The sequence below is a fragment of the Spongiactinospora sp. 9N601 genome (genome assembly GCF_044326295.1).
GTDB classification, from domain to species: domain Bacteria; phylum Actinomycetota; class Actinomycetes; order Streptosporangiales; family Streptosporangiaceae; genus Spongiactinospora; species Spongiactinospora gelatinilytica.
Genome location: NZ_JBIRBB010000007.1, coordinates 178267 through 203466 on the forward strand (window position 1 = coordinate 178267; position 25200 = coordinate 203466).

At 71.1% G+C, this 25200-nt stretch carries 20 protein-coding genes; 14 read left to right on the top strand and 6 right to left on the bottom strand.

Annotation, left to right across the window (positions count from 1 at the left end; genetic code table 11):
• The first annotated feature begins 19 nt into the window (after window positions 1-19).
• The 5 genes from ACH34R_RS18225 (at window position 20) to ACH34R_RS18245 (ending at window position 8711) form a co-directional block, all read left to right on the top strand.
• The gene (locus ACH34R_RS18225) at window positions 20-1015 is read left to right on the top strand and encodes a MinD/ParA family protein (RefSeq protein WP_111172061.1); all 996 of its coding nucleotides are present in this window, start codon (window positions 20-22) and stop codon (window positions 1013-1015) included.
• On the top strand, window positions 1015-1752 hold the full coding sequence (locus ACH34R_RS18230) for a hypothetical protein (RefSeq protein WP_397562613.1): 738 nt from the start codon (window positions 1015-1017) through the stop codon (window positions 1750-1752). The genes ACH34R_RS18225 and ACH34R_RS18230 overlap by 1 nt, the downstream gene beginning before the upstream one ends.
• Window positions 1753-1787: 35 nt before the next feature.
• Window positions 1788-2993: a hypothetical protein gene (locus tag ACH34R_RS18235; protein WP_397562614.1), complete on the top strand. Its 1206-nt coding sequence runs from the start codon at window positions 1788-1790 to the stop codon at window positions 2991-2993.
• Entirely contained in the window at window positions 2990-3757 is a 768-nt protein-coding gene (locus ACH34R_RS18240; protein ID WP_397562615.1) for a glycoside hydrolase family 16 protein, read from the top strand. Before ACH34R_RS18235 ends, ACH34R_RS18240 begins: the two co-directional genes overlap by 4 nt.
• 250 nt (window positions 3758-4007) lie before the next feature.
• Window positions 4008-8711: an FG-GAP-like repeat-containing protein gene (locus ACH34R_RS18245; protein ID WP_397562616.1), complete on the top strand. Its 4704-nt coding sequence runs from the start codon at window positions 4008-4010 to the stop codon at window positions 8709-8711.
• A gap of 66 nt (window positions 8712-8777) precedes the next feature.
• Here the strand turns inward: ACH34R_RS18245 and ACH34R_RS18250 are convergent, their stop codons facing one another.
• Both ACH34R_RS18250 and ACH34R_RS18255 read right to left on the bottom strand, forming a co-directional pair.
• The gene (locus ACH34R_RS18250; RefSeq protein WP_397562617.1) at window positions 8778-11177 is read right to left on the bottom strand and encodes an NPP1 family protein; all 2400 of its coding nucleotides are present in this window, start codon (window positions 11175-11177) and stop codon (window positions 8778-8780) included.
• Window positions 11178-11293: 116 nt separating this feature from the next.
• Complete coding sequence (locus ACH34R_RS18255; RefSeq protein WP_397562618.1) at window positions 11294-11851, bottom strand: flavin reductase family protein; 558 nt, start codon at window positions 11849-11851, stop codon at window positions 11294-11296.
• A gap of 340 nt (window positions 11852-12191) precedes the next feature.
• Between ACH34R_RS18255 and ACH34R_RS18260 the strand changes: the two genes are divergently transcribed.
• Window positions 12192-13175: a ParB/RepB/Spo0J family partition protein gene (locus tag ACH34R_RS18260; protein WP_397562619.1), complete on the top strand. Its 984-nt coding sequence runs from the start codon at window positions 12192-12194 to the stop codon at window positions 13173-13175.
• A gap of 7 nt (window positions 13176-13182) precedes the next feature.
• Here ACH34R_RS18260 and ACH34R_RS18265 read toward each other — a convergent pair whose 3' ends face one another.
• Both ACH34R_RS18265 and ACH34R_RS18270 read right to left on the bottom strand, forming a co-directional pair.
• Window positions 13183-13842, bottom strand: a complete 660-nt coding sequence (locus ACH34R_RS18265) for a response regulator (protein ID WP_397562620.1) — start codon at window positions 13840-13842, stop codon at window positions 13183-13185.
• Window positions 13839-15074: a sensor histidine kinase gene (locus ACH34R_RS18270; protein WP_397562621.1), complete on the bottom strand. Its 1236-nt coding sequence runs from the start codon at window positions 15072-15074 to the stop codon at window positions 13839-13841. Before ACH34R_RS18270 ends, ACH34R_RS18265 begins: the two co-directional genes overlap by 4 nt.
• 516 nt (window positions 15075-15590) lie before the next feature.
• Here ACH34R_RS18270 and ACH34R_RS18275 point away from each other — a divergent pair.
• The 7 genes from ACH34R_RS18275 to ACH34R_RS18305 are packed head-to-tail and all read left to right on the top strand — an operon-like array spanning window position 15591 to window position 22386.
• A complete protein-coding gene (locus tag ACH34R_RS18275) occupies window positions 15591-16136 on the top strand; it encodes a lasso peptide biosynthesis protein (protein WP_111171477.1) in 546 nt (181 codons plus the stop codon).
• The gene (locus tag ACH34R_RS18280) at window positions 16133-17908 is read left to right on the top strand and encodes an asparagine synthase-related protein (protein WP_397562622.1); all 1776 of its coding nucleotides are present in this window, start codon (window positions 16133-16135) and stop codon (window positions 17906-17908) included. Before ACH34R_RS18275 ends, ACH34R_RS18280 begins: the two co-directional genes overlap by 4 nt.
• Window positions 17905-18132, top strand: a complete 228-nt coding sequence (adfB, locus tag ACH34R_RS18285) for an actinodefensin-associated protein B (RefSeq protein WP_397562623.1) — start codon at window positions 17905-17907, stop codon at window positions 18130-18132. The genes ACH34R_RS18280 and adfB overlap by 4 nt, the downstream gene beginning before the upstream one ends.
• 4 nt (window positions 18133-18136) lie before the next feature.
• Window positions 18137-19054, top strand: a complete 918-nt coding sequence (locus tag ACH34R_RS18290; RefSeq protein WP_397562624.1) for a DUF6895 family protein — start codon at window positions 18137-18139, stop codon at window positions 19052-19054.
• Window positions 19027-20088: a tetratricopeptide repeat protein gene (locus tag ACH34R_RS18295; RefSeq protein WP_397562625.1), complete on the top strand. Its 1062-nt coding sequence runs from the start codon at window positions 19027-19029 to the stop codon at window positions 20086-20088. The genes ACH34R_RS18290 and ACH34R_RS18295 overlap by 28 nt, the downstream gene beginning before the upstream one ends.
• Window positions 20046-21206: a 3-hydroxy-9,10-secoandrosta-1,3,5(10)-triene-9,17-dione monooxygenase oxygenase subunit gene (hsaA, locus tag ACH34R_RS18300; protein WP_397562626.1), complete on the top strand. Its 1161-nt coding sequence runs from the start codon at window positions 20046-20048 to the stop codon at window positions 21204-21206. Before ACH34R_RS18295 ends, hsaA begins: the two co-directional genes overlap by 43 nt.
• 10 nt (window positions 21207-21216) lie before the next feature.
• A complete protein-coding gene (locus ACH34R_RS18305; protein ID WP_397562627.1) occupies window positions 21217-22386 on the top strand; it encodes a hypothetical protein in 1170 nt (389 codons plus the stop codon).
• On the opposite strand, the gene ACH34R_RS18310 is transcribed toward ACH34R_RS18305, so the two are convergent.
• Complete coding sequence (locus tag ACH34R_RS18310; protein ID WP_397562628.1) at window positions 22376-23197, bottom strand: ABC transporter permease; 822 nt, start codon at window positions 23195-23197, stop codon at window positions 22376-22378. The genes ACH34R_RS18305 and ACH34R_RS18310 overlap by 11 nt on opposite strands.
• The gene (locus ACH34R_RS18315; protein WP_397562629.1) at window positions 23194-24132 is read right to left on the bottom strand and encodes an ABC transporter ATP-binding protein; all 939 of its coding nucleotides are present in this window, start codon (window positions 24130-24132) and stop codon (window positions 23194-23196) included. Before ACH34R_RS18315 ends, ACH34R_RS18310 begins: the two co-directional genes overlap by 4 nt.
• A gap of 188 nt (window positions 24133-24320) precedes the next feature.
• Between ACH34R_RS18315 and ACH34R_RS18320 the strand changes: the two genes are divergently transcribed.
• Window positions 24321-25145 (top strand): FkbM family methyltransferase, encoded by an 825-nt coding sequence (locus tag ACH34R_RS18320; protein WP_397562630.1) that lies wholly within the window; start codon window positions 24321-24323, stop codon window positions 25143-25145.
• Window positions 25146-25200 lie beyond the last annotated feature (55 nt).

Consider the following 25200-nt stretch of genomic DNA (forward strand, 5'->3'; position numbering starts at 1 on the left):
CTCCGCGAAAGGACGCGACATGACGGAGCCCTCCCCCCCGATCCGCTCGGCCAAATCCGCGGCCGCATCGCAGGAACCGATCCCCGAGTCCGTGCCGCTCACCGCCGAGCACCTGCTCACCAACCGGCAGCCGGAACCGGCCGGCGGGTGGCGGCGGATTCTGTGGAGGTTGTCCGGCGGGCGGATCAACCCCGCGGAGTCGGCGGCCGAGCTGGAGCGTCGTACGCTGATCGGGCAGGCGCAGATCCCGGTGGCCAGCGGCCACCACCGGATCGCGGTGATGAGCCTGAAGGGCGGGGTCGGCAAGACCACGACCACCGCCGCGCTCGGCAACACGCTGGCCTCGCTGCGCGGCGACCGGGTGATCGCCATCGACGCCAACCCGGACCGGGGCACGCTCGGCCTCAAGGTCAAGTCCGAGACCGCCGCGACCATCCGGACCTTCCTCGCCGAGGCCCCGCACATCGCCCGCTACGCCGACGCCCGCGCGTTCACCTCGCAGTCGGCGGCCCGGCTGGAGGTGCTGGCCTCCGACGCCGACCCGGCGGTCAGCGAGGCGTTCAACGCCGAGGACTACCGTACGGTCACCAAGCTGATCGAGCGCTACTACTCGATCTGCATCACCGACTGCGGCACCGGCCTGCTGCACGGCGCGATGGGCGCGACCCTCGAACTCGCCGACCAGGTCGTACTGGTCACCATGGTCGCGGTGGACGGCGCCAGTTCGGCGGCGGCCACGCTCGACTGGCTGACCGCGCACGGGCACGCCGACCTGGTCAAGAACGCGATCGTGGTGCTGAACGCGGTGGAGCGCAAGACCGACGTGGACATCGAGTTGCTGGAGCGCCACTTCACCTCACGCTGCCGCGCGGTGATCCGCGTGCCGTACGACCCGCACCTGAAGGAGGGCGCGGAGGTCGATCTGGTACGGCTGCGCCCGGCGACCAGAGCCGCGTACCTGCGTCTGTCGGCAGCGGTGGGACTGGGCTTCTCCAAGGCGAGCCGGGGCCATTAGTGAAGATCTCCGAAGATCCGGTACTGGACTGGGGGCTGGGGCCGCCCCGGCACACGCTGCGCTGGGTGCTCATCGCCCTGGTCGCGGCCGTGGCGGCGGGGGTCGTGGTGTGGCTCCTGTTCCGGTCCGACGGGGCCCCTACCCAGGCGGCGACGGCACGGACCGAGCCGGTGGGCATCACGCTGGCGAAGCCGTCCGGGTACCACGGCGAGGGCGGTTACCCGATCGGCTTCCCCAAGACCGAACTCGGCGCGGCCTCGGCCGCCGCCGCCGCGCTGGAGGCGGCCTGGACCCTCGACCCGGACCAGGCCGAGCAGGCCGCGGTCCTGTACGCGCCGCCGGACCAGCAGGAGGCCGCCCGAGCCGGGGCGGCGGCGGTGGTACGCGACTGGCGCAAGACGCTCGGGCTGCCCGAGGAGGGCGAACTGCCGCCCGGCGCGGGCCTGCGCACCACGACGATCGGCGTTCAGTGGCGTTCGCGCGCCGCGGACCAGGTGGAGGTCTCCGTGCTGGTACAGGTGACCGCCACGAAGGACGCCGGGGTGGACACCCCGGCCTACTCAAGCCCCTATGCCATGAGTCTGCTCATGGCCTGGCGGCCGGACGCACGCGGCGGGGCCCGCGGTGACTGGGTCAACATCCCTGATCCGCAGCAGGTCGTCGTGCCGAAGGTCGCCGCCCCCGGCACCCCCGAGTTCCGCGCGGCGGGCTGGAAGCCCATCGCCGGAACCCAATGAACCGCACTGAATCCGCAGATCGAGGAGGACGCTATATGGCCCAACGCAGTCCCTCAAAGCGCGTCACCCTGGTCTCCGGGCTCGTCCTGACCGGGCTTTCGGCGACCACGGGCGCGGTGATCACCCATCCGTGGGTCGCCATGGCGCAGCCGGTACCGGAGGCCGCGGCCTCCTTGATACCGGGCGAACCTCCGCCGAACGACCCGATCGACGTGGAGAAGATGCCGCCGCCGATCGAGGAGCGCAGGCCCGAGCCGAAGCCGGAGCCCAAACCCAAGCCGGAACCAGAGCCCGAACCCGAGCCCGAAGCGACCGACGACGGCGAGCCCGCCCCGGAGGAGACGCCGGAGGAGGCCGCGCCCGACCCGGACGCCACGCCCGAGCGCAAGGCCCCCCGGCAGCGGCAGCAGCCGAACCCGCAGCCCAAGCCGGAGCAGACCGAGAACGACAAGCCGGACCCGGACAAGGACAAGGACAAGGACAAGGAGCCGGTCCCGTCGGTGTCGGCCCAGCCCAACCCGGGCCCGACGCAGCAGCCCACCAAGAAGCCGGACCGCGACCCCAAGCCGGACCCCACCAAGCCCGGCAAGCCCACCGACAAGCCCAAGCCCACCGACAAGCCGCGGCCGACGGACAAGCCCAAGCCCACCCAGAAGCCCACGCAGGAACCGCCCAAGGAGCCGGCCAAGCCGCCCGCCAAGGAGCCGACGAAGGCCCCGACGAAGCCCCCGACGAAGGAGCCGGCAAAGCCCCCGGCCCCCCGGCCGTCGCCGACGGGTGAGGTGGGCGACGCGCCGCCCGTCAAGCAGCCGGACTCACGGCAGCTCGCGGCCCCGCAGCAGAAGAACCGGCAGACCAGGCCGGTGCTCCCGCTGCCGCCGCTGGCCAAGCCGGCCCGCCCGCAGGGCGCGTGCGTGCCGTTCAAGGACGCGAACTGCTGGAGCCTCGCGCCCTGGCGCGGCCGTACCACCAACGGGACCGACCAGGGCGGCTCGTCCGGCCTGGGCGACTCGTCCGGTTCGCCGCTGGCCCTGCCCAAGCAGCAGGCCGAGGCCGCGAACGCGCCGCGCTGGGCGTTCGCTCCCCCGCTCGCGGCACCCGCCGCCCGGTCCGGTGACGGATCGCGGGGCACGTCCGCATCCAACGGCACCGCGTCGGCCCCGGTGCCGCCGCGCCCGGCCGGGTGCTGGACGTTCAGCATCTCCTCGCAGTGCGCCCGCACCCAGGACCCGCCGTCGTGATCGCCGGTACGGTGCTGCGGGCCGCCTTCGCCGGCCTGGCGGTCACCCTCGTCCTGGGCGGCCTCCCGGCCGCCCGGGGCGACACCTCCGTACGGCGGGCGGACTGCACCGCCACCCCGGAGGGCGCGAACCCCGACTGGGGCGCGCCCATCTGGTGCGAGGACTTCGAGTCCCAGCTCGACCGCGAGAACTGGTTCATCTACGACTCGGCGGGCCACGCGGGCAAGGGCCGGCGTTCCCCGGGCCAGGCGTTCATCGGGGACGGCGCGCTCTACCTGTACGGCACCGCCAAGGGCACCACGGCGGGGCTCGCCACCCGCTACGTCCAGTCCCACGGCCGCTGGGAGGCCAGAATCCGGCTCTATGCGGGCGCGGGTTCCTACCATCCAGTGGCGCTGCTGTGGCCGCAGCAGGGCGGTGGCGGGGTGGACAGCGCGACCGGCGAGGAGATCGCCTTCCTGGAGGTCATCGACGACCCGGAACGGCAGCGCCCGAACCTGTTCATGAAGACCCCTGATGGCGGCAAGGAGGGCGTCAGCGGCGAACTCGACATGACCGCCTACCACACGTACGCGGTCGAGAACACGCCCAACGGCGTGGTCGGGTACATCGACGGCCAGGAGTGGTTCCGCTCCGCCAACTCCACGCAGAGCCCGATGGCGGCCTGCCTCCAGCTCGACTGGTTCCCCGACGGCAAGGACCGCGGCGACGCCTGGATGGAGGTGGACTGGCTGCGCATCTACCCCATGCAGGAATCCCAGTGATCCCTGTCATCGAGGAAGTTCTTGTAAGGCCGCGACCGGAAACCGGCCGCGGCCTTCTGTTGTCACGAGGCGATAACGGCATCCCGGCATAAGTGGATAAAAAATGGACTGTCGTCTGGATACCGGCCGAATTACGCTGCGATCAGCGGCAGGGTGATCGCGAACACTCCGACCGCCGGCGATGCCCGACAGAACGCCCCGGCGACCCACTTCCAGCGCGGAGCCCGTCGCTACCCTACCCATTCCCGGCATGCTCTGCGCCCGTGCCCGCTTCATGGGCCGGCGCCTGGGCGATTCCCCCGTCGTCATCGTCAGTCCAGAACCACGCTGTCATAACGCGTTACCCGGGAAGGGACAAATGTCTCGATTATTAGGACGATGGCGACGCCGAGCGGCCGACCTACTGGCCTTGACGCTGGTCGCCGGACTGCTCGTCATCGTACCGACCGCGCCGTCCGCCCAGGCGGCCATCGCACAGGTCGCGATGACCTGGAACGTGCAGTTTAACGGGGACAACGCACGCAAGGTGCCCGGTCTGATGCGTGACAACAATGTCGCCGTCGCCGCCCTCCAGGAAGTGCGCGATGAGAAGTTCCTGGGCCTCACTCCCACGAATCACGACGTGCCCTACCTCAAGCCGGACGGAACGACCTCGACCCCGCAGCGATGGCGGGTCGAGCAGTACACGCTTCCCGGCAACGGCGGAACCGCCTTTGTGATCCGGACCCACAGCAGCGATCGAAGTCTCGCGATCGTCACCACCTTGGACGTCGCCGACGTGGCCACGGACGTACACGTCGTCAGTATACGGAATGACCGGAAAGGCAGAACGGCATTTCCCGCCCTGGGGGTGAAGGTGGACAATGCCTGGTACTACTCCATCCACGCCACCTCGCAACCGAAACGCGCCAACAACAACGCGAACCTGCTGGTCGAGGACATCTCCACCCTGCACGAGCAGCCCAACTTCACCGGCGACTGGGCCGCGATGGGCGACTGGAACAGATACCCCACCGAAGATGGGAGCGCCTGGCGGACAGCGACGAAAGGCCTCAGTGGTGACGCGCTGACCAACTTTTCATCAAGCCAGCAGGCATTGAGCGTCGACATGGACCTCGGTCCCGGCGAGCGCATCATTTCGCAAGGCGCGATGACCTACAAGGGCGGAGCCCAACTCGATTACATGGTGGCCAAGGGCGCGGGTACGGACTACCAGGCCCGTCGATCGAACTCGATGAACGGCTCCGATCACTATCCGGTCTTCTTCGGCCCGGCCACTAACAATTCCGGCACCTGCGTGGGCAACCCGGCACCGGCCCCGGCGTCGGCGAACGCGGTGCGGGCAGCCGCCGAGGAGGCCTGTCCCATCGGCAACGTGCCGACCATGGCCGTCTCGATGGGGGACAGCTACATCTCCGGCGAGGCAGGGCGCTGGCAGGGCAATGCCAACACCTCCTCGGGGGGTGATTCCTGGGGCACCGACCGGGCCGCCGACGGCAAACAGGTCTATGAGAAGAACGGCGACGGCAGCGACGCCTGTCATCGCTCGGACGTCGCGGAGATCAAGGGCATTCCCTCCGGAATACCGAAAGAACGCAGGTTCAACATCGCATGCTCGGGCGCCGAGACCAAGCACCTGCTCTCGGAGTCCTTCAAGGGAGAGAAACCGCAGATCGAGCAGCTCACCGACCTCGCCGAGGAGTTCGAGGCGGACACGATCGTGGTGTCCATCGGCGGCAACGACCTCGGGTTCTCCGGCATCGTGGAGGACTGCGTGTGGGCCTTCATGGAGGCCCGGGGGGCCTGTCGTGACGGGGTCGATTCGAAGCTGAAGGGCCGGCTCGGCGGTGTGCGCCAGGCCGTCTCCAACGTCCTGGCCGCCATTCGCGACACCATGGCCGAGTCCGGACAGGACGAGACCAGCTACCGGCTCATCGTCCAGTCCTACCCGTCCCCATTGCCCCCCGTCGAGGAGATGCGGTATCCGGGCGACCACTATGACCGGTACACCAAGGGCGGTTGCCCCTTCTACGACGAAGATGTGAAGTGGACGCGCGACACGGCCATCAAAGAGATCGGAGACATGCTGCAGGGGGCGGCCAATGACGCGGGCGCGTTCTTCCTCGACCTGAAGGACGCGTTCGGCGATCACGAGCTGTGCTCGAAGTTCGTCCGGCAGGCGAGGTCCGACGAATCGCTGGAAAATCCGATGCCACCGGGGGTGGCAGAGTATGTCCGGTTCGTCAACGGCCTCACGACGCCGGGCGACAAGGCGGAGTCCATCCACCCGAACGCGTTCGGCCAGAGACACCTCAGCGACTGCCTCGGGTCCGCCCTCTACTGGATGGCGAACGCAGATGCGAAACGCTTCTCGTGCCCCAAGCCGGAGAGGGTGAGGTTCCGCGTACAGGGTCTAGGGTCGTCCACCACCTGGGGTCAGGGCAGTTCACACGGTAATGGCTACCGGGACGTCGCCGACCGGGGGTTTCAGCTCCTCTTTGAAGACTCGCCGGCGAGTTCCGCGACCGTGGGCAAGAGGGACGCCAAGGCCGCCTTGGGGCCCAACGACTCCACCCCGTTGGTGGACTGGGTCGGCTCGGTGAAGGTCGGCAACATGGCCGACCGGGACGTGGAGGGGTGGCGGGGATTTCGGATCCACGAGATCGCCGGCAAGGCGGAGTGCTCCGTCAGGACCTACCAGCCCAACGTCATCACGTTGATCGCCGGCGGCAACGACGTCACCCAGAACTACGAGATGGGCGGCGCCATCGGGCGGCTTGAGTCATTGATCGAACAGATCAGCCGCGACGCCCCCGGCACCACCGTGCTGGTGGCCGGAATCCAGCACTACCACGACGCCGCCACCGACGAGCGCGGCGAGGCGTACACCGCCCAGATCCCCGGCCTGGTGGACCGGCTGGTGGGGCGCGGCCTGCGGGTGGTGTACACCGACATCACCCGGCTGGGTGACGCCGACATCGGCTCTGACGGCGTCCACCCCAACGACCAGGGTTATGCGAAGATCGGCGAGGCGTTCGTCGAGGCTGCGGCGAAGGCGTTGGACCGAGGGTGGATCCGGCGGCCCAATCCCCCGGCGCCGGATGCCGGCTCCAACCCCTGTGGGTCCAGGGACGACGGCGGAGGCGATCCGGAACAGGATCCGGCCGATCTGGGCCAGTACTGGGAGGGCCGCGGCGTCATCCAGCCCGAGGGGCGTCCCGGCGCGGTCAAGCTGTGGATGGCGGACATCAACCGGGACCGCAAGGCCGAGCAGATCGTGGTCAAGAAGGACGGTTCCTTCGACTTCTACTGGAACGACGGCCCCGACGGGAATGGCTGGAAGCCGTTCACGGTGGGCAAACACCCCTTCAAACCGCACGCCGGAGCGGACGGCGACAAGCTGCTCTTCCCCGACCTGGACGGCGACGGGCACCCCGACTGCGCCTTCGTCCAATCGGACGGCACCCTGACGGTCTACCGGTGGGACTGGTCCAAACCGATGGGCGAACGCATGTGCGCCGTCCCCTTCGTGGGCGACCCGCATGTCTACAACGACGGCAAAACAGGAGGCAAGCTGACACCCCCGGCGGGCGTGAAAGTCCGCTTCGCCGACGTCACCGGCGGCGGCCGGGACGACTTCCTGATCATGAGACCGGACGGCACCACCACCGCGTGGTTCAACGAGGACTTCAAGACCGACCGGACCATGCCGTACCTGGACTGGCAGCCGCTCAACCGGGTCGCCACAAGCCGCGGTGAGCCCAGCGAGATCAGGAACGCCGACCTCAACGGCGACAACCGCGACGACCGGATCCTGGTCACCCCCGGCGGTGGGGCCCGGGCCTGGATCAACGAAGGCCCCCGGGGAGGATTCAGCCGCTACCGCGACATCGGCAAGATCGCCGAGGACTCCGGCATCCCCCGCTACGACGTCCACTTCCCCGACATCGACGGCGACGGCAAGGCCGACTTCGCCCGCATCACCTCCAACGGCAGGATCTCCGCCTGGCTCAACAAGCTGCCCGACAATTACTTCGACAGCTTCCACGGGCCGGGTCGGCCGGTGCATGAGCCGCGCAAGCTGGGCCCGAGCTGGGAGCCGCTCGGCCTCATCCAGCCCGACGTGCGCTCCGGCGCGGTCAAGCTCTGGTGGGCGGACATCAACCGGGACCGCAAGGACGAGCAGGTGGTGGTCAAGGCGGACGGTTCCTTCCAGTTCTACTGGAACAACGGTCCTTCCGGACAAGACTGGAAGCCGTTCACCGAAGGCGAGCACCCTTTCCGGCCGCATGCCGGCGCCGACGGTGACAAGCTGCGGTTCCCCGACCTGGACGGCGACGGGCACCCCGACTGCGCCTTCGTCGAAACGGACGGCACCATGAAGGTCTACCGGTGGGACTGGTCCAAACCGATGGGCGAACGCATGTGCGCCATCCCCTACGACGGCGACGCCAACGTCTACAACGAGGGCAAAACAGGAGGCAAGCTGGCACCTCCGCCAGGGTCGAAGGTTCGCTTCGCGGATATCACCAACAGAGGCCGGGACGATTATCTGATCATCCGGCCGGACGGCACCACCACCGTCTGGATCAACCAGAACTTCCAGAACAACGGCGAGCTGGCCTGGTTCGAGCCCATGCGCGTCTTTGCTGACAACGGCGAGAACCGCGAGATCAGGCACGCCGACATCAACGGCGACAAGCTTGACGACCGGATCCTGGTCACCCCCGGCGGCGGCGCCAGAGCCTGGATCAGCGAGCGCGAGGGACTCTTCGCCCGCTTCCGTGACATCGGCAAGATCGCCGAGGACTCCGGCACCTCCCGCTTCGATGTCCACTTCCCGGACATCAACGGCGACGGCAAGGCCGACTTCGTCCGCATGACCTCCAACGGCCAGGTCACCGCCTGGCTCAACAAGCTCCCCGCCGACTACTTCCGCACCTTCCACCCCTGATCCATAACCGAATCGGCCCTCGGTGCGCTTCGCACCGAGGGCCGAGGCGTCCTTGTGAAGGGCCGATCAGACGGGGTCGCCGCCGTTGTTGATCCATGCCTGGACGCTGCCCGTGCGCAGGTCCCAGATCAGGTAGTCGTCGCGCTGGTCGCCGTCGATGTCGGCGAAGGCCAGGCCCTGGCCCTGCGCGATCCCGACACCCGAGGCGATCTGCCCGCGCGCCACCCAGCCGGGCCTGCCGTCCTGGTCGCCGCCGCGGTTCAGCCAGGCGGTCGCGGCCCCACTGGGGTACTTGGTCACCACGTAGTCGTCGCGGGTGTCGCAGTCCACGTTGGCGAAGCGGAGCCCGTCGCCCGGCTTGAGGACGCCGGAGGCGATCTGCCCGCGCGCCACCCAGCCCGGCTTGCCGTCCCGGTCGCCGCCGATGTTGGTCCAGGCGCTGACCGCGCCGGTGTTGACGTTGGTCACGACCAGGTAGTCGTCCCGCCCGTCGCCGTTGATGTCGGCGAACACGGGCCCGGACTCGCCCGCGACTCCGGAGGCGATCTGCCCGCGCGCCACCCAGCCCGGCCTGCCGTCCCGGTCGCCGCCCGCGTTCATCCAGGCGCGCACGGCCTTCGTCCTGGCGTTGACCACCAGGTAGTCGTCCCGTTTGTCACCGTCGATGTCGGCGAAGTCGATCACCTCCTCACCGCTGTGCCCGACTCCGGAGGCGATCTGCCCGCGCGCCACCCAACCCGGCCTGCCGTCGCGGTCGCCGCCCGCGTTCATCCACGCCCGTACCACGCCGGTCTTGTCGTTGACCACCAGGTAGTCGTCCCGCCGGTCACCGTCGATGTCGGCGAAGGTGATCCGTTCGTCCGCGCCGTACGCGACGCCGGAGGCGATCTGCCCGCGCGGGGTCCAGCGCTTCTGGGCGTCGCTGCACAGCGGCGTGCCGGGTGAGTCGCTGATCCAGCCCTTGGCCGCCGCCCGGAGCAGGGCCTTGTGGAAGGCGTCGGCCATCTTGCGGTATCCGTTGTCGTTCGGGTGCAGGGAGTCCACGAGGTCGCCGGGCGTCATCTTGCTCATGTCGGCCAGCGCGATCATCCGGCCCATCCCGACGCGTTTCTGGACGATCGCGGGGATCTCCTTGTTGAAGGCGTCGATCCTGTCCTGGACCCTGGGATCCTTGGAGGGCACCAGGTTGGCCACCACGATCAGCGCCGTCGGGGCGTCCTCGAAGACCTGGTCGACCAGGACCTTCAGCGCGTCCGGCGCCGATCGCGCGTCGCCGCGGTCCATGTCGTTGGTACCGGCGTGGACCAGCACGACGTTGGGCCGCCACAGCGGGACCGCGGTGTCGGCCGCGTGCGCGATCTGGCTGATCATCGCGCCGGAATGGCCCTCGTTGTCGGGGTCGGGCAGCCGCCCGGACCGCATCGAGCCGACGAAGTCGATGCTCTTGGTCTTGCCGTCGAGCTTGTTCCACAGGTCGGCGCGGTAGCTGGACTCGGTGGAACTGCCGATGCCGTAGGTGATGGAGTCGCCCAGCGGCATGACCCGCAGATCCCGCTTCTTCAGCTCCTCCGCCCCCTTCCTCTCCTCTTCCCTTTCCTCGTCGTCATCGTCGTCGGGCGGCGTGTTCGGATCCGGCATCCCGGACGGCAGCTCGTGCTTGTCGACGTCGAAGTCGAAGGGCAGGTCGAGATAGACGGGCGCGTTGCGCGGCGGCTCGATCTTGTGCTTGTGGGCCTTCCTCAGGTCGCCGGGGAACGCGCTGTCCTTCAGCGCGAACGTGGCCGCGCCCCAGCCGTGCGCGGACAGCCTGTCGCGCAGTGCGGTGGAGGGGTAGCCGTTCCAGCTCACCAGGTCCGGCAGAAGCCAGCGGCCCCAGTGGTTCTCCGGCTTCTCGTTCAGGCGGCCCAGGCGGAACGCGTGCGTCTCCCCCTTGTCCTTATGGTAAACGATCTTGGGGTGGGTGCCGTCCAGGAACTCGACCTGATCGGCCGGCCGGGCGTCGTAGTAGCCGTGGGCGGACGGCCCGACGTACTTGACCTCGCCGTCCTTGACCCAGACCGCGATGTGCTCCCAGTCGTGCCGGTGCCCGCTCTCGGCCCCCGCGGCCTTCTGGTCCTTCTGGAAGTACAGTCCGTACAGGTGGACGCACCACCCGCTGGTGTTGCAGCGGGACCGCGCGTACATGTTGACGTTCGTCAGGTCCGACTCGTCATGACACGCGCCGTCCAGGGCGCCGGAGGGCTTGAGCCCCGGGTTCAGCGTGCCGTCGGGTCCGATGGCCACCGACGGGTAGCAGCCGTCGCCGTCGTAGTCCATCGCGGGCTGGAACTTCAGTTGCGCCGCGCTCGCGTTCGCCGGAAGCTTGGGCGGCGGTGGCTCGGCGTGGGCGGGCGTGGCCACGGCGATCACGATCCCCAAACCGGCGATCAGGCTCGCGATCAGGCTCGCGCATAATGATCTTCTCAATTGTCACTCCCCAGGATGGCGTCCCCGGTACCGCGCCGTTCGGCGGACCGGGTTCTCATTCGCGCGCATCCTCTGTCACCCCATCGGCCCGTACCAGACCGATTCGGTGCCCATGTTCAGTCCACTTTCTGCTCCGGCTTCTGCTCGGCGGGGCGGGAAGTGCCGTTCGGCGACGGGTGCGGGAGGAAACCGCCGAACCGGCGGCCGTGGTACACCAGCGGGCGGCTTTCCGGATCGACCGAAACGTCCATCACCAAACCCACCAGCAGAATGTGGTCGCCGATCTCGGTCGCGGCGTCCAGCGAGCAGATCAGCCGCGCGGAGACGTCGTCCAGCAGCGGTATTCCGCGCGGCCCGAGGTGCCACCTGGTGGGCGCGGCGAAACGGTCCACCCCCTTGCGGGAGAACCGCGCGGCCAGCTCGCTCTGCCCGCCCGCGAGGATGTTGGCCGCGAAATGCGCAGACGAACTCAGTCCCGGCGCGCTGGCGGACCCGCGGTCGATGTAGAAGGACACCAAGGGAGGGCTCAGGCTGGCGGAGGTGAACGTGGTCACCGTGAGGCCCAAGGGCACGCCGTCCGACTCGGCGGTGATCACGACCACGCCCGCGGCGTGCAACTGGAGCGCACCCCGGAACGCCTCGCCATCGATCGCGCGCGCCGCAACCTCTTTCATCTCGCCCTCCCAATGGGTCCGATTTCCCACCCACCGTAAGCCGCGATCGTCGAGGTACTCCAGACCGCGCCCACCAAGCAGGCGTAGCGGCGAACGACCACCGGATTATTCCGTCACCCCCCGGGGGGAGAATTCACCCGCGCGGCGCCATTACCCCGGTTGACACCACTCCTGCCCCGGGCATAGCATCGATATCAGTGAGCTTTCGCGCACACAGCGTCACACCCCGCGACCCGCACAACGACAGCGACTGCGTTACCTCCGCGACAGGCGAGGAGACATGTCGAAAGACTCGTTGGCCAGGTCACCACAAATTCCACCCCCGGAAACCCCGGCACGCGTGACGAATTCCCGAAATCAGTTATCCGGAATAATCGGCGAGCGTTTTTCCGAGCCGCGCCGGCTGCCGATCGCCGCGCTGCGCGCGGCCGACTCGCCGCGCAGCGGCGGAGAGGACGCCGAGCACGTCCGGCTGCTCGCCGACCAGGACGCGCCGCTGCCCCCCATCGTGGTCCACCGGCCGACCATGCGGGTGATCGACGGCATGCACCGGCTCAGGGCCGCCGCGCTGCGCGGCGAGCGGGAGATCGAGGCGGTGTTCTTCGACGGGCCGCAGGAAGACGTGTTCGTCCTTTCCGTCGGCCTGAACTCCGCGCACGGCCTGCCGCTCGGCCAGGCCGACCGCAACGCCGCCGCGGCGCGGATCATCACGACCCACTGGCACTGGTCGGACCGGGCCATCGCCTCGGTGGCGGGCATCTCCGCCAAGACCGTGGCCGCGCTGCGGCGCCGTTCGACCGGGGAAGTTCCACACTCGAACGGCCGGGTGGGCCGGGACGGCAGGGTCCGGGCGGTCGATCCGGGCGCGGGGCGCAGGAGGGCGGGCGCGGTGCTCGCCGAGCGGCCCGGGGCCTCGCTGCGCGAGATCGCCGCCAGGGCCGGGATCTCGCTGTCCACCGCCAAGGACGTACGCGAACGGGTGCGCAACGGCCAGGACCCGCTGCCGCCCCGCCAGCGCGGCGCGCCCCGGGCCGCCCCCACCCGCGCCCACGCCCCCCGGGAGCCGGTACGCGACGAGATCGACGCCGAGCTGCGGCCGATCGTCCAGACCCTCAAACGCGACCCCGCGCTGCGGCAGAGCGAGATGGGGCGGCGGGTGCTCACCCTGCTGGACGTACACGCGCTGGAGTCGGCCGAATGGGACAAACTCGCGGCCAACGTGCCGACGCACTGCGCGACCACGGTGGCCGACGCGGCCCGCAAGTGCGCCGCCTCCCTCCAGAACTTCGCCTCGGAGCTGGAACGCCGCGACGCCCCGCGCTGAGCCAGGATCACCCCCGGCCCGGGGAGACGAAGCCGCTCTCGTAGGCGAGCACCACCGCCTGGACCCGATCGCGCAGCCCCAGTTTGGCCAGGATGCGCCCGACATGGGTCTTGACCGTCTCCTCGGCCAGGGTGAGCCTGGCCGCGATCTCCGCGTTGGACAGCCCGCGGGCGATCAGGGCGAACACGTCGATCTCCCGGGGCGTCAGCGCGTCCAGCGGCGACGTGGCGGGCGGCAGGGCGGGCTCCTGGAACAGGTACCGCTCGATGAGCCGGCGGGTCACCGTGGGGGCCAGCAGCGCCTCCCCCGCCACCACCACCCGGACCGCCTGCACGAGGTCGTCCGCGCGGGCGTCCTTGAGCAGGAAGCCGCTCGCGCCCGCGCGCAGCGCCTCGAACACGTAGTCGTCCAGGTCGAAGGTGGTCAGGATGATCACCCGGGGCGGCACCTCCCCGTGCAGCAGCGCCCGCGCCGCCTGGAGGCCGTCCATGACCGGCATGCGGACGTCCAGCAGCACGACGTCGGGCCGCTCCCTGCGGCAGACCTCGATCGCGGTCTCGCCGTCGCCCGCGTGCCCGACCACCGACATGTCGGGCTGCCGGTCCAGCAGCGCCCCGAACCCTTCGCGGACCATGGCCTGGTCGTCGGCGATGACCACGCGGATCATCCGGCCGCCTCCCGCACCGGCAGGGTGGCCTTGACCACGAACCCGCCGCCGTCCACCGGCCCCGCGTGCAGCGTGCCACCGAGCAACTGCGCGCGTTCGCGGATGCCGCGCAGGCCCAGCGCCGAGCCGTCCAGCCTGGGCACGCGTCCCGGCAGGCGCGGCGGCGGGCCGTTGGCGACCTCGACGTACACGTCGCCGCCGCGGCGCTCCACCCGGGTGCGGACCGGGGCCCCGGGCGCGTGCCGTACGACGTTGCTCCACGCCTCCTGCACGATCCGGTAGACCACCAGGGAGTGGACCGGCGGCAGCGCGCCCGCCGAGTCGTCGATGTCGATCTCCACGGGCGAGCCGGTGCGGCGTACCGAGACCGCCAGCTCGCCCAGCTCCGCGAGGCCCGGCTGGGGGGTCAGCTCGGCGGCGGTGTTCTCGTCGCGCAGCGCGCCGAGCAGCCGGCGCATCTCGCTCAGGCACATCCGGGCGCCCTTGGCCAGCGACTCGAACTCCGCCGCGACGCGCGGCGCGAGACCGTCGATCCGGTAGGGGGCGGTCTCGGCCTGCACCGCGACGATCGACATGTGGTGGGCCACGACGTCGTGCAGCTCGCGGGCGATCCGGGCGCGCTCGGACAGCAGCGCGTGCGCCCGCCGGTGCTGGGCGAGGTCGGACTCGGTACGGCCGCGCGCCGCCATCAGCCCGCCGAACAGCGCCGCGACCCCGATGAGCAGGACCACGCCGGCCGGATTCAGCTCCGTCCGCAGGGCCAGGAACGCCGTCATCGTGACGCCCGTGACGGCCAGCACCGGGCCCGGCGGGCGGGTCAGCCCGACGCGGTAGAGGACCAGCGGGCCGACGAGGTTCGCCGTGGCGCTGAGCCGTCCTGGGGCCAGCTCCAGCGCCTGTTCCAGCAGGCAGCAGGCCAGAAAGGTGGTGATCAGCACCGTCCAGGCGCCCAGCGGGTAGGACCGGCGCAGCGCCAGCGGGGCGGCCTGGCCGGCGGCCAGCGCCACCGAGGTGACGAACACCAGGGAGGCCGGGAAGACCGTGAACGACAGCGCGTCCCGCGCGTAGGTGTAGGCGGTGATGGTGAGCGCCACCGCGCACAACTCGTTGGCGTGGACGACGGCCCACGCGCACGCGCCGCGAAGACCTGGACGCCGCGCGGCGGGCGGCTGGTCCGCCGATAACAGGACGCGCACCACGGCCGGCATGCCCCGGGCCAGTGTCCTCGACATCGGCATCTCCTCCTGTCAAGACCTTCTGACATCCCGATTGTCACGCAAAAAGCGGCCCCGGCGGGCGCGGTCGGCAAATCCGAACGGTTGTCCCGGCGGGGCCCTATTGCTAAGTTCCAAAACGAGCGGTGACTCCTGGTACCCGCGGATGGCTCCAAATGAACCGCATCGCCGCCGGGAGCGGGAAATCCCATTTCGCCGTGCCGCCTTTCGTGTGCCACGTTCTGCTCGATCGCGCACCGGAAAGGCAATGGTCCTAACGTTCCCCGCCATTTGAGCAGAGGAGGTGAAAGCGATGAAGGAGAACATGGAGGTCGAGTTCATCGGCACGCTCGACGAGCTCACGATGGGTCCGGTTGGTCCGACTCAGGACACCATTATCGGTGACTACGACTCGCTGTGATCGGCCCGCCCTCCGGAAATGACCGGAGGACAAGCTGAACGGTGAATCACGGCGTGGGCGCGCCTTTCCGGCGCGTCCACGCCGCTGCCCGTCTACCCGTTCCAGAGGTGATCATGTCGCTTGCGCTGCCCCGATCCGTTCATTCCCGGCGACGTGCCGAGACCCTTCGCGCGCTGCGGAAGTTCCTCGTCGCCGACCGGCCGGTCCCCCGGCGCATCCGCGTCACGGACGCCGAGATCGTCCGCGCCGCGCCCTCCTACCTGCGGGTCGGCGAGAGATTCCGGCGCGGCGGGCTGGCGGAGGCGTTGCCGGCGATGCCCGCCCTCCCTCCGGACCGCGACCCCCGCGCGGGCGAGAGCGAGGAGGTGGTGTTCGCCGCGCGGTCGGCCGCCTGGCGGCTGCACGGCCTCGGCCGGACGCTCACCGGAACGCCGCTGTGCCTGCACGAATCGCTCGCGCTGTGCGCGGGCCTGCGGGTGCTCGGCTTCCAGGCCCATGTCGCGATCGGCTACCCGGTGATCGAGAAGCTGGACGACCCCGACGAACTGCACGCCTGGACCGTCATCGGCGAGCGTGCCATCACCGACCAGGCGGACGCGGGCCGGCCGATGCAGTTCGCCGAACTGCTCAGGCTGCCGAGGACGGTGGGTGCGCCGTGATCGTCTCGTCGTTCGCCATGCGGGGCAGCGTGCCCGTGCCGTACTCCGGCGGGGGCGAGCTGACACAGGGGCCGTTGCACGACGACACCGGTCCGCTGGCCGTCGAGCGGCCGGCAGGCCGTACCGCGATGGCCGGTTGGATCGGCCACGCGCCGGGCCGCGACGGCTCGCCGCTCGGCCGCCTCCAGCGGGCCATCGACCAGGAGGGCGACCGCGCGGTACGGCGGTTGCGCGGTGACTTCGCGCTCGCTCACCTGGGCGAGGGGGAGCTGAGCCTCTACCGGGGGCTGAGCGCCATGGTCCCGCTGTTCTGGACGCTCCGCGACGGGGCGCTGTCGTGGTCCACCGACCCACTCGACCTGCTGCCCGGCCGTGCGCCCGGCCTCGGCGACGTCGAACTCGGCCTGGTCCCGATGCTCATCGCCGAACGCGGCTTCCCGCACGAGCGCTCCTGGTTCCGCGGCGTCCACCGGCTGCCCGCCGGGCACCGGCTGCGGCTGTCCGGGCAGCGGCCCGTGGTGTCGGCGTTCGACGACTTCCGCCTCGGCCAGGAGCCGCCCGCGAGCCTGGAAGACGCCGCGGACGGCCTGCGCGACCGGCTCTCGGCGGCCTGCGAACGCGTGCTCGCCGGCGCGGACAGCGCCGTGCTGATGCTCAGCGGCGGCACCGACTCGGCCGTGGTGGCCTGCGAGGCCGCCCGCCACTGCGCCGACGTGCTGGGCTTCCACTTCACCCTTTCCGGGTTCCCCGGCTTCGCCCAGGACGCCGAGTCGGCGCGGGAGGTGGCCGCGCACAGCGGGATCGCCTTCCAGGAGTACGACATGGGACGGCACACCGTGCCCGGCGGCGACTACCTCAAGGGCCCCGACGACCGTTCGCTGCCGCGTACGCACGTACCGCTGCCCGCCTACGCCGTCACCGCCGCCGAGGCCCATGCCAGGGGCGCGCGGTTCGTGCTGACCGGGCTCATGTCCGACCAGGTGTTCATGCACGACTGGCACCGGGGGCTGTGGGACAGCCTGGGCTGGTCCACGCTGAACCCGCTGGCCGCCGGGCGGCCGGTGTGGCAGGTGCTGGGCGAGACGCTGTCCTCGTCGTTCTCCTCGGGGCCGGTGGCGTTCCTGCGCGGCCTGGTCAGTGGCGACCCGGCCGCCGCGCTGCCCAACCCGGAGATCCTTTACCACCACGTCGGCCTGACCAGGGCGGCGCAGGAGCGGATCGCCGACTCGGTGGGCGAGTCCGCGCGGCTGATCCGGCGGCAGGAGGAGGAGTTCCACGGTGCGGGAGTACGGCGGCGGCGTCCGTCCGGCACCGCACAACTCTTCGTCAAGGAGGCGGTGAACTTCCCGCACGTCCACACCGGCTACCTGAACGACCTGCGTCCGCGCGAGACCTTCCTGTTCACGCCGTTCGCCGACCGGGACGTGGTGGAGTACCTGGCGGCGGTGCCGCCGGAGTACAAGCTGGCCGTGGGGCACGGCGCGCACGTGGACAAGTTCCTGCTGCGGCACGCGTACGCGGGGCGGGGCATCCCGCACCGGGTCGCGGTCCGCATGCGGCAGGCCAGGATCGACGCCATCCCGGCCACCTACGCCCACCACAACGCGGCGCTCGCGGCCAAGCTGCTGGGCCAGGACTCGATGCTCGTCGAGCACGGCATCGTCGAACCCGGCTTCGCCGACCGCCTCGACCCGCGGACCGTCCACCGGATGGGCGAGCCCCTGGCCCGCCTGTGCGTCATCGAGCAATGGTTGCGAGGTTTCGTGCGATGAACGTCCGCCTGGCCGATGGGATCGTGTTCGGCACGCTGCCGTTCTGCGGCGTACTGGTCGACACGACCACGTTCCGCGTGGTCCGCGTCTCGGCCCGGGCCGGCACGGCCCTGGCCCGCCTCCTCGACGGCGACGCCGCCCCCGACCCCTTCACCGACGACCTCGCCGCCCGGCTCACCACCGCCGGCCTCCTCCGCCCCGCCCCCGGTGATGGATCCGCGTAGTGCGGTGACGGACGCGGCGGCGCGTAGTGCCGCCTGGGTGACGGGCCGCCTCGGGCGGCTCGTGCCGGCCGGCGCGGAGGGCGCGGCGGATGCGGCGGCCAGGCGGCTCACCGAACTCGCCCTGGTGGAACACCAGCTCGCCCGCCGGGCCCCGGCCCGGTTCCCCCGGCTGTCCCGGTCGCTGGACGCCCACCTGGACACCTGGCGGGCGGTGCTGACCGAGCGGACCCGCGCCGCCTCCTTCGCCCGCGCGGCCAGGGCCAGGCCGGCGGAGGCGGTCCACCGGGTCCAGCCGTACCTGTGGCTGCGGGCGGGCGGCCACCGTTCCGCCGAGGGCGAGGAACTGCTGGGCGCGCTGATCGCGGGCGGCGCGCGGCCCCGCTCCCCCGGCCAGACGTACGCGCTGTGGCGGGCCGGCTGCCTGCGGCGGGCCCCCGACTGGGCGGGCCTGTGGCGGTCCTGGGTGCTCGGCCTCGCCGGGCGTACCGCGACGGCCGACGGGCCGGCCGTCTACGACGCCACCCACGCGATCTTCTACGGCACCGACTTCGGCTTCGCCCGTCCCGGCCTGACCCCGGCCGAGCTGTCCGCCAGCCGCGTGATCGTCGGCGAGCTGCTGCGCCGCTGCCTGGCCCTGCACGCCTGGGACGCCGTCCTGGAACTGGCGCTGTGCGCGCACCTGCTGGGCGAGCCGTTCGAGCGGTGCGCCAGGGCGTTGCGCGAGGTCGAGACGGTACGGCACACCGACGGCTCGATCCCGTCCAGCCGCGCCTACGAACCGGGCGGCCCGCCCGCCCCCGACGCCCTGCGCCTCTCCCGCATCTGCCACGCCACCCTCGTCCACACCTTGACCTGCGTCACCCTCGCGACCGCGGAAGAAAAGGGAGGAATCCCATGGGCCGCCCCGCTCACGACGACCTGAAAGCGGCCTTCTTGACCGCGACGGCGTTGGCGGCGGATCGGGCGCTCGCGCCCGGGCGGCGGACGCTGGCCCCCGGACAGGCCGTGACCAGCGAGGACGCGCTTTCCTTCCGCACCGCGGCGGCGGCCCTGGCCTGGCTGGACGCGAACTACGAGGAACTGCTGCGCGTGATCGTACGGGCCGCCGAGTCCGGCCCCTCCGTCCACGCCTGGCAGCTCACCTGGGCCCTGACCACGTACTTCGCCGAGCGGCAACACTGGCACGACTGGCTGTGGACGACCGAGCTGGCCATCCCCCAGGCCCGGGCCCTCGGCGACGACGACGCCGAACGGCGGCTGCTGCGCAACCTGTGCCGCTGCCAGCTCAGGCTCGGCCACCACGAGGACGCCATCAAGTCGGCGTCCGCCGCGCTGGAGTCGTTCGCCACCGCCGGCGACCGGTACGGCCTGGCCCACACCCACTTGTCCCTGAGCTATGCCCTGGAACGCCTGGACCGGCTCCCCGAGGCCACCGCCCACGCCCGGACCTCCCTGACGGCGTTCGAGCGGGCGGAAGACGACGACGGACGCGCGAGCGCGCTCACCTCGCTGGCCCGGCTGTGCGCGCTGCGCGGCGAGCCGCGCGACGCCCTCGCCCACGCGAGCGCCGCCATCACCCTGTTCGAGGCGCTGAACAACCCCCAGGGCGCGGCGGCCGGGCACCACACCTGCGGCAGGGCCTCCGCCGACCTGGGCCGGCACGAGGACGCCGTCGCGCACTACCGGCGGGCCATCGAGGTCATCGAGGCCGCGGGCGGCAACGCCTACTACCGTTCGCTGGCCCTGCGCCGGATCGCCGCCTCCCGCCGCCACCTCGGCGACCTGCCCGCGGCCGGGTACGCGCTGCGCGAGGCGCACCGCCTGCTGTCCGGCCTCGGTCACCCCGAGGCCGCCGAGGTCGCCGCCGAACTCACCCACCTGAACGACAACGACACCGACAACCAGGACGAATCATGGCCGTCATCGACACCATCACCGAACTCAAGCCCCGCCTAGCCGAACGCGTCGCCCAAGCCGAGAGCCAGGCCGACATCCCCGCCGCGACGATCAAGGACCTGGTCGAGTCCCGGCTGTTCGACATGCTGAAACCGGCCGCCTTCGGCGGGTTGGAGTCCCACCCGCGCGACTTCTACGAGTGCGTCAGGGAACTCGGCGGCGTCTGCGGTTCGACCGCGTGGGTCAGCGCGGTGCTCGGCGTACACCCGTGGCAGCTCGCCCTGTTCCCGCCGCAGGCCCAGCACGACGTGTGGGACGGCGACGGCGACGCGCTGATGGCCTCCTCCTACGCCCCCACCGGCACGGTCACCCCCGCCGAGGGCGGATATCGCCTGTCCGGCCGGTGGAGTTTCTGTTCGGGCGTCCGGCACTGCCAGTGGGTACTGCTCGGCGGTTCGACACGCGACGAGGACGGCAAGCAGACCGACCGGCTGACGTTCCTGCTGCCCGCCGCCGACTACTCGGTGGAGAACGTCTGGGACGCCGTCGGCCTGCGCGGCACCGGCAGCGACGACGTCGTGGTCGAGGACGCGTACGTCCCCGCGCACCGGACCCTGAGCTGGCGGGAACTGTCGGAGGCACGCGGGCCGGGCCAGGAGCTGAACGCCTCGCCGCTGTATCGGCTGCCCTTCCCGGCGATCCTCAGCACCACGATCTCCACGCCGCTGCTCGGCATCGCGCAGGGCGGCTACCAGGCCCATGTCGCGATGATGCGCAAGCGGGTCAGGGTCTCCTACGGCGGGCAGCGGGTCGCGCTGGACCCGTTCGCGCACATCCGCGTGGCCCGCGCGGCCAGCGAGATCGACGCGGGCTGGCTCCAGCTCATGCGCAACATCGACGAGGCGTACCTGCTGGCCGAGGCGGGCCGGCCGATCCCGATGGACCTGCGCAGGCGGCTCCGCCGCGACCAGGTGCGGGCCACCGAGCGCGCGGTCTACGCGATGGAGCTGCTGTTCGAGAACTCCGGCGGCCGGTCGCTGCGCAGCGGCAACGCCATCGAGCGCGCCTGGCGCGACGTACACGCGGGCCGCGCGCACGCGGCCAACGACCCCGAGCGGGCCTTCGTGCTGTTCGGGACCGGGGAGTTCCGGCTCGACGTCACCGACCCGATGCTGTGAGGCGGCAGGCATGATGGACCCGCACCAGGCCACCGAGCTGGCCGCGGCGCTGATCGCGGTGGCCGACGGCGACCCCGTGGCGCTCACCGGCACCATCGAGCGGGCCGGGGCCGGGGAGGTCGCCGCGCTGCTCACTGACGAGATCGCCTTCCGCTGCGGCGCGCCCGCCCACGGGCACGAGGTCGCGCTGCGGCTGGACCTGCTGCACGAGGGCAAGCGGTGGAGCCGGGTGCTGCGCTGCGTGCCGTACCGGGGGGTGGTGGCCGAGCCCGCCGGGGCGGTACCGGTGGCGGCGACCCTCACCGCGCGGCTGGACGAGACCGCTCGCGGCCTGTTCGGCCCGGGGGCCGAGCGCCGCGCGGGGTGGTGCGAGGTCGCGATCGACGAGGCCGCCTGGCCCGAGATCATCGCGGCGGACGGCATCGCGCCGCACGAGCTGAAGTCCGCGGTACGGCGGGCGGTGGACACCGTGCTCGCCACCCGCACCCGCCGCCCTGACCTGGAGGAACTCACGGTCGCCACGGACTGCGACAAGTGGGGACTGGTCCACTGGTTCGCGCCCCACTACGACCTCCACTTCCGCGGGCTGCGCGAGCGCGCGGTGCGGGTGCTGGAGATCGGCATCGGCGGCTACGACGACCCGGACGCGGGCGGCGAGTCGCTGCGGGTGTGGCGGCGGTACTTCGGCCGGGGCCTGATCTTCGGCCTGGACGTCGCGGCCAAGGGCGGGCTGGACGCGCCCCGGCTCACCACGCTCGTCGGCTCGCAGGCCGACCGGGGGCGGCTGCGCGCGCTGGCGGCCAGGTACGGGCCGTTCGACGTGGTCATCGACGACGGCAGCCATGTCGGCGAGCACGTGCTGACCGCGTTCGAGGAGCTGTTTCCGCATGTGCGGGCCGGTGGCTGCTACGCCATCGAGGACCTGTGGTCGTCCTACTGCCCGGGGTACGGCAGCGACGAGACCGACCCGGGCGCGCCCGGTACGTCCGTGGCGCTGCTCAAGAGCCTCATCGACCGGATTCACCACGGCGAATGGGGCGACGGGGATGAGGATACCGTGGGGGTGGGTACGGCGGGGCTGCACGTCTATCACAACCTCGCGGTGATCGAGAAGGGCGTCAACACGGAGATCGCCATCGCGCCCCGTATCCGTCGCGCGGCCCGCGGTTCTAGCGGCTGAGGGGGCGGCGGAAGGCGCGGAAGGCCGCCAGCATGGCCGCCACGCCGAGCGGCGCGGTGGCGGCCAGCCCGACGACCAGTGACGCCGCCGAGCCACCGCCGATGGTGCCGATGGTCAGGTCCCGCGCGGCGTCGATCGCGTACGTGACCGGGTTCAGCGTGGCGACCGCCCGGAGCCAGCCGGGCAGCTTCTCCACCGGGACGAACGCGCTGGACGCGAACATCAGCGGATATGTCACCACGAACGCGATGCCGGTCAGCACCTCCAGGCTGCGCAGCCACGCGGCGATCAACAGAAAGACCCAGATCAGCGACCAGATGACGGCGAGCGCGAGCACCAGGGCCCCGGCCATCCCGGCCACGCCCCCGGACGGTACGAACCCGAACAGCACCGCCCCGCACGCCAGCAGGACCAGCAGTTGCAGCGCGGCCCGCGTCAGATCCGTCGCCGCCCTGGCCACCAGCACCAGGCGCAGGTTCACCGGCAGCGACCGCAGCCGTGCCGTCATGCCCGTGCCCATCTCCCTGACCAGCACGATCCCGGCGTGCTGGGCGGCCCCGATGCCGGTGGTGACCAGCAGCGCGGGCATCAGGTAGTCCAGGTACCGGACCCCGCCGGGCAGTACGCCGGGCCCCGCGATGCTGCCGAAGATCTGCCCGAACAGCGTCAGCATGACCAGCGGCTGCACCAGGTTGAGCACGACCGCCCTGCGGTCGGCGAAGGCGTGCCGGAGCTGGCGCGCGGTGAGCAGCCGGAGCTGGGTGAACGCCCCCGGGTGCGACCACTGCTCCACCTGGGCGACCGCTGTCATACCCGGCTCTCCTCTCGTCGGGTGAGTGCGAGGTAGACGTCGTCCAGGGTGGGTTCGGTGAGGTTCAGTTCGGTGATGTCGGTGCCGTCCAGCAGGCGGACCACCGCGGGCACGTCGGCGGCGGCGGCCATCGGCACGGTCACCGTACGGCGGGCGGGGTCGGGCACCGGGGCGTACCCGCCCGCCCGCAGCGCCGCCGCGGCGGTGGCGACGTCCTCCGGCCCGGCCAGGGTGACGTGCGCGCATCGGTCGCCGACGGCGGCCTTGAGCCGCGCCGCCGTCCCCGAGGCGACCACCCGGCCGGACGCCAGCACCACGATGTGGTCGGCGAGCCGGTCGGCCTCCTCCAGGTACTGGGTGGTGAGCAGCACGGTCGTGCCCTCCGCGGCCAGCCGGCCGATGGTCTCCCACAGCGACATCCGGCCCGCCGGGTCCAGGCCGGTGGTCGGTTCGTCCAGGAACAGCACGGCCGGGCGGCCGACGACGCCGACCGCGAGGTCGAGCCGCCGGCGCATGCCGCCCGAATAGGTGCGTACCGGGCGTTCCGCCGCCTCGCGCAGGCCGAACAGCCGGATCAGCTCCGCGGCCCGCTCCCGGGCCCGCCGCCGGTCCGCGCCCAGCAGTCTGGCCACGAACTCCAGGTTCGCCGGCCCGCTGAGCGCCTGATCGACCGCCGTGTCCTGCCTGATCAGCCCGATCCGGCGGCGGACGCGCGCGGCGTGCCGTACGACGTCCAGGCCCGCCACCTCGGCCCGGCCGCCGCTCGGGGGCAGCAGCGTGGCCAGGATGTCGACGAGCGTGGTCTTGCCCGCGCCGTTGTGTCCGAGCAGCGCGAGCACCGACCCCGCGGCGACCTCCATGTCGACCCCGTCCAGCGCGGAGACCTCGCCGAACCGCCTGGTCAAGGCGATTGTTCTGATCGCGGGCGCACTCATCACGCTCCCTCGCGAAAACAAATCGACCCACGACACATTACCGGCCAGGCCCGGAAACGGGCAGTGGCGTAGCTCCGCAGAGCCACCGCGAGAAGCGGGTGGCGCGTTCGAGCCAGCCGATTCATCCCGCTTGTGGGGGACGACGCGGAGCGGCGCGGGCGGTTATTTTCTGGTGGTGCGGAGAGGGTGTGAAGGAGGGTATCGGCATGCCTTCGTCGAAGGAGGGATCGGATAATTCAGGACCACGCCAGGGCGTCCCTGAGCTTTTCGAGGTGAAGGCCGCCGCGGTGAGCCTGGGCGTGCGTTCGCTGGCCCGGTTCACGCCGTGGCTGGAAAGCGAACTGCTCGGTGTGCGAAGCCTTACCGGACCGGGCGGCACCTGCGTTGACGTGGGCGCGGCGGCCGGTCTCTACACGGCCGAACTCGCCCGTGCGGTCGGCCCCGGCGGCGTGGTGCACAGCGTGGAGCCGCTTGTCTTCGCGCATGCCGTGCCCTCCCGGCTCCTCGGCCTGCGCGACCACCCGAATGTCGTCAGGCACGCGCTGGCCCTCGGCGAAACGGAGGGCAAATCGGTGATGAGCGTGCCGATACGGAATGGCAGAATGGTCACCGGACGTTCATTCGTCGTTTCCGGCGCATTCGGGCTCGGCCAGAATCGCGAGTTCGACGAGCATATCGAGGTCGTGGTGGCGATGCGCACGCTCGACGGGTTGTGCGAAAGCGCCGGCATCGGCCAGGTGGATTTCATGAAGATCGATGTGGAAGGCCGGGAGCTTCAGGTTCTGAAAGGCGGCGCCGCCCTCATCGAACGCTGCGCCCCCGCGCTGCTCCTTGAGGTCGAGCAGCGCCACCTGTCCCGCTACGGCACCCACACCGGCGACCTGCTGTCCTGGCTCGCCGACCACGGCTACACCATGCGCGCCTGGCGCAACGGCACCTGGCAGAAGGTGCCCGACCTGTCCCCGGCCCACCGCAACTACCTGTTCACCGCCAAGGACCCGGCCGGCCGCTGAAGGCTCTGAAGGCGCTGAAGGCTCGTCCGGGTCCTTGGACACAGGGGCACAGGAG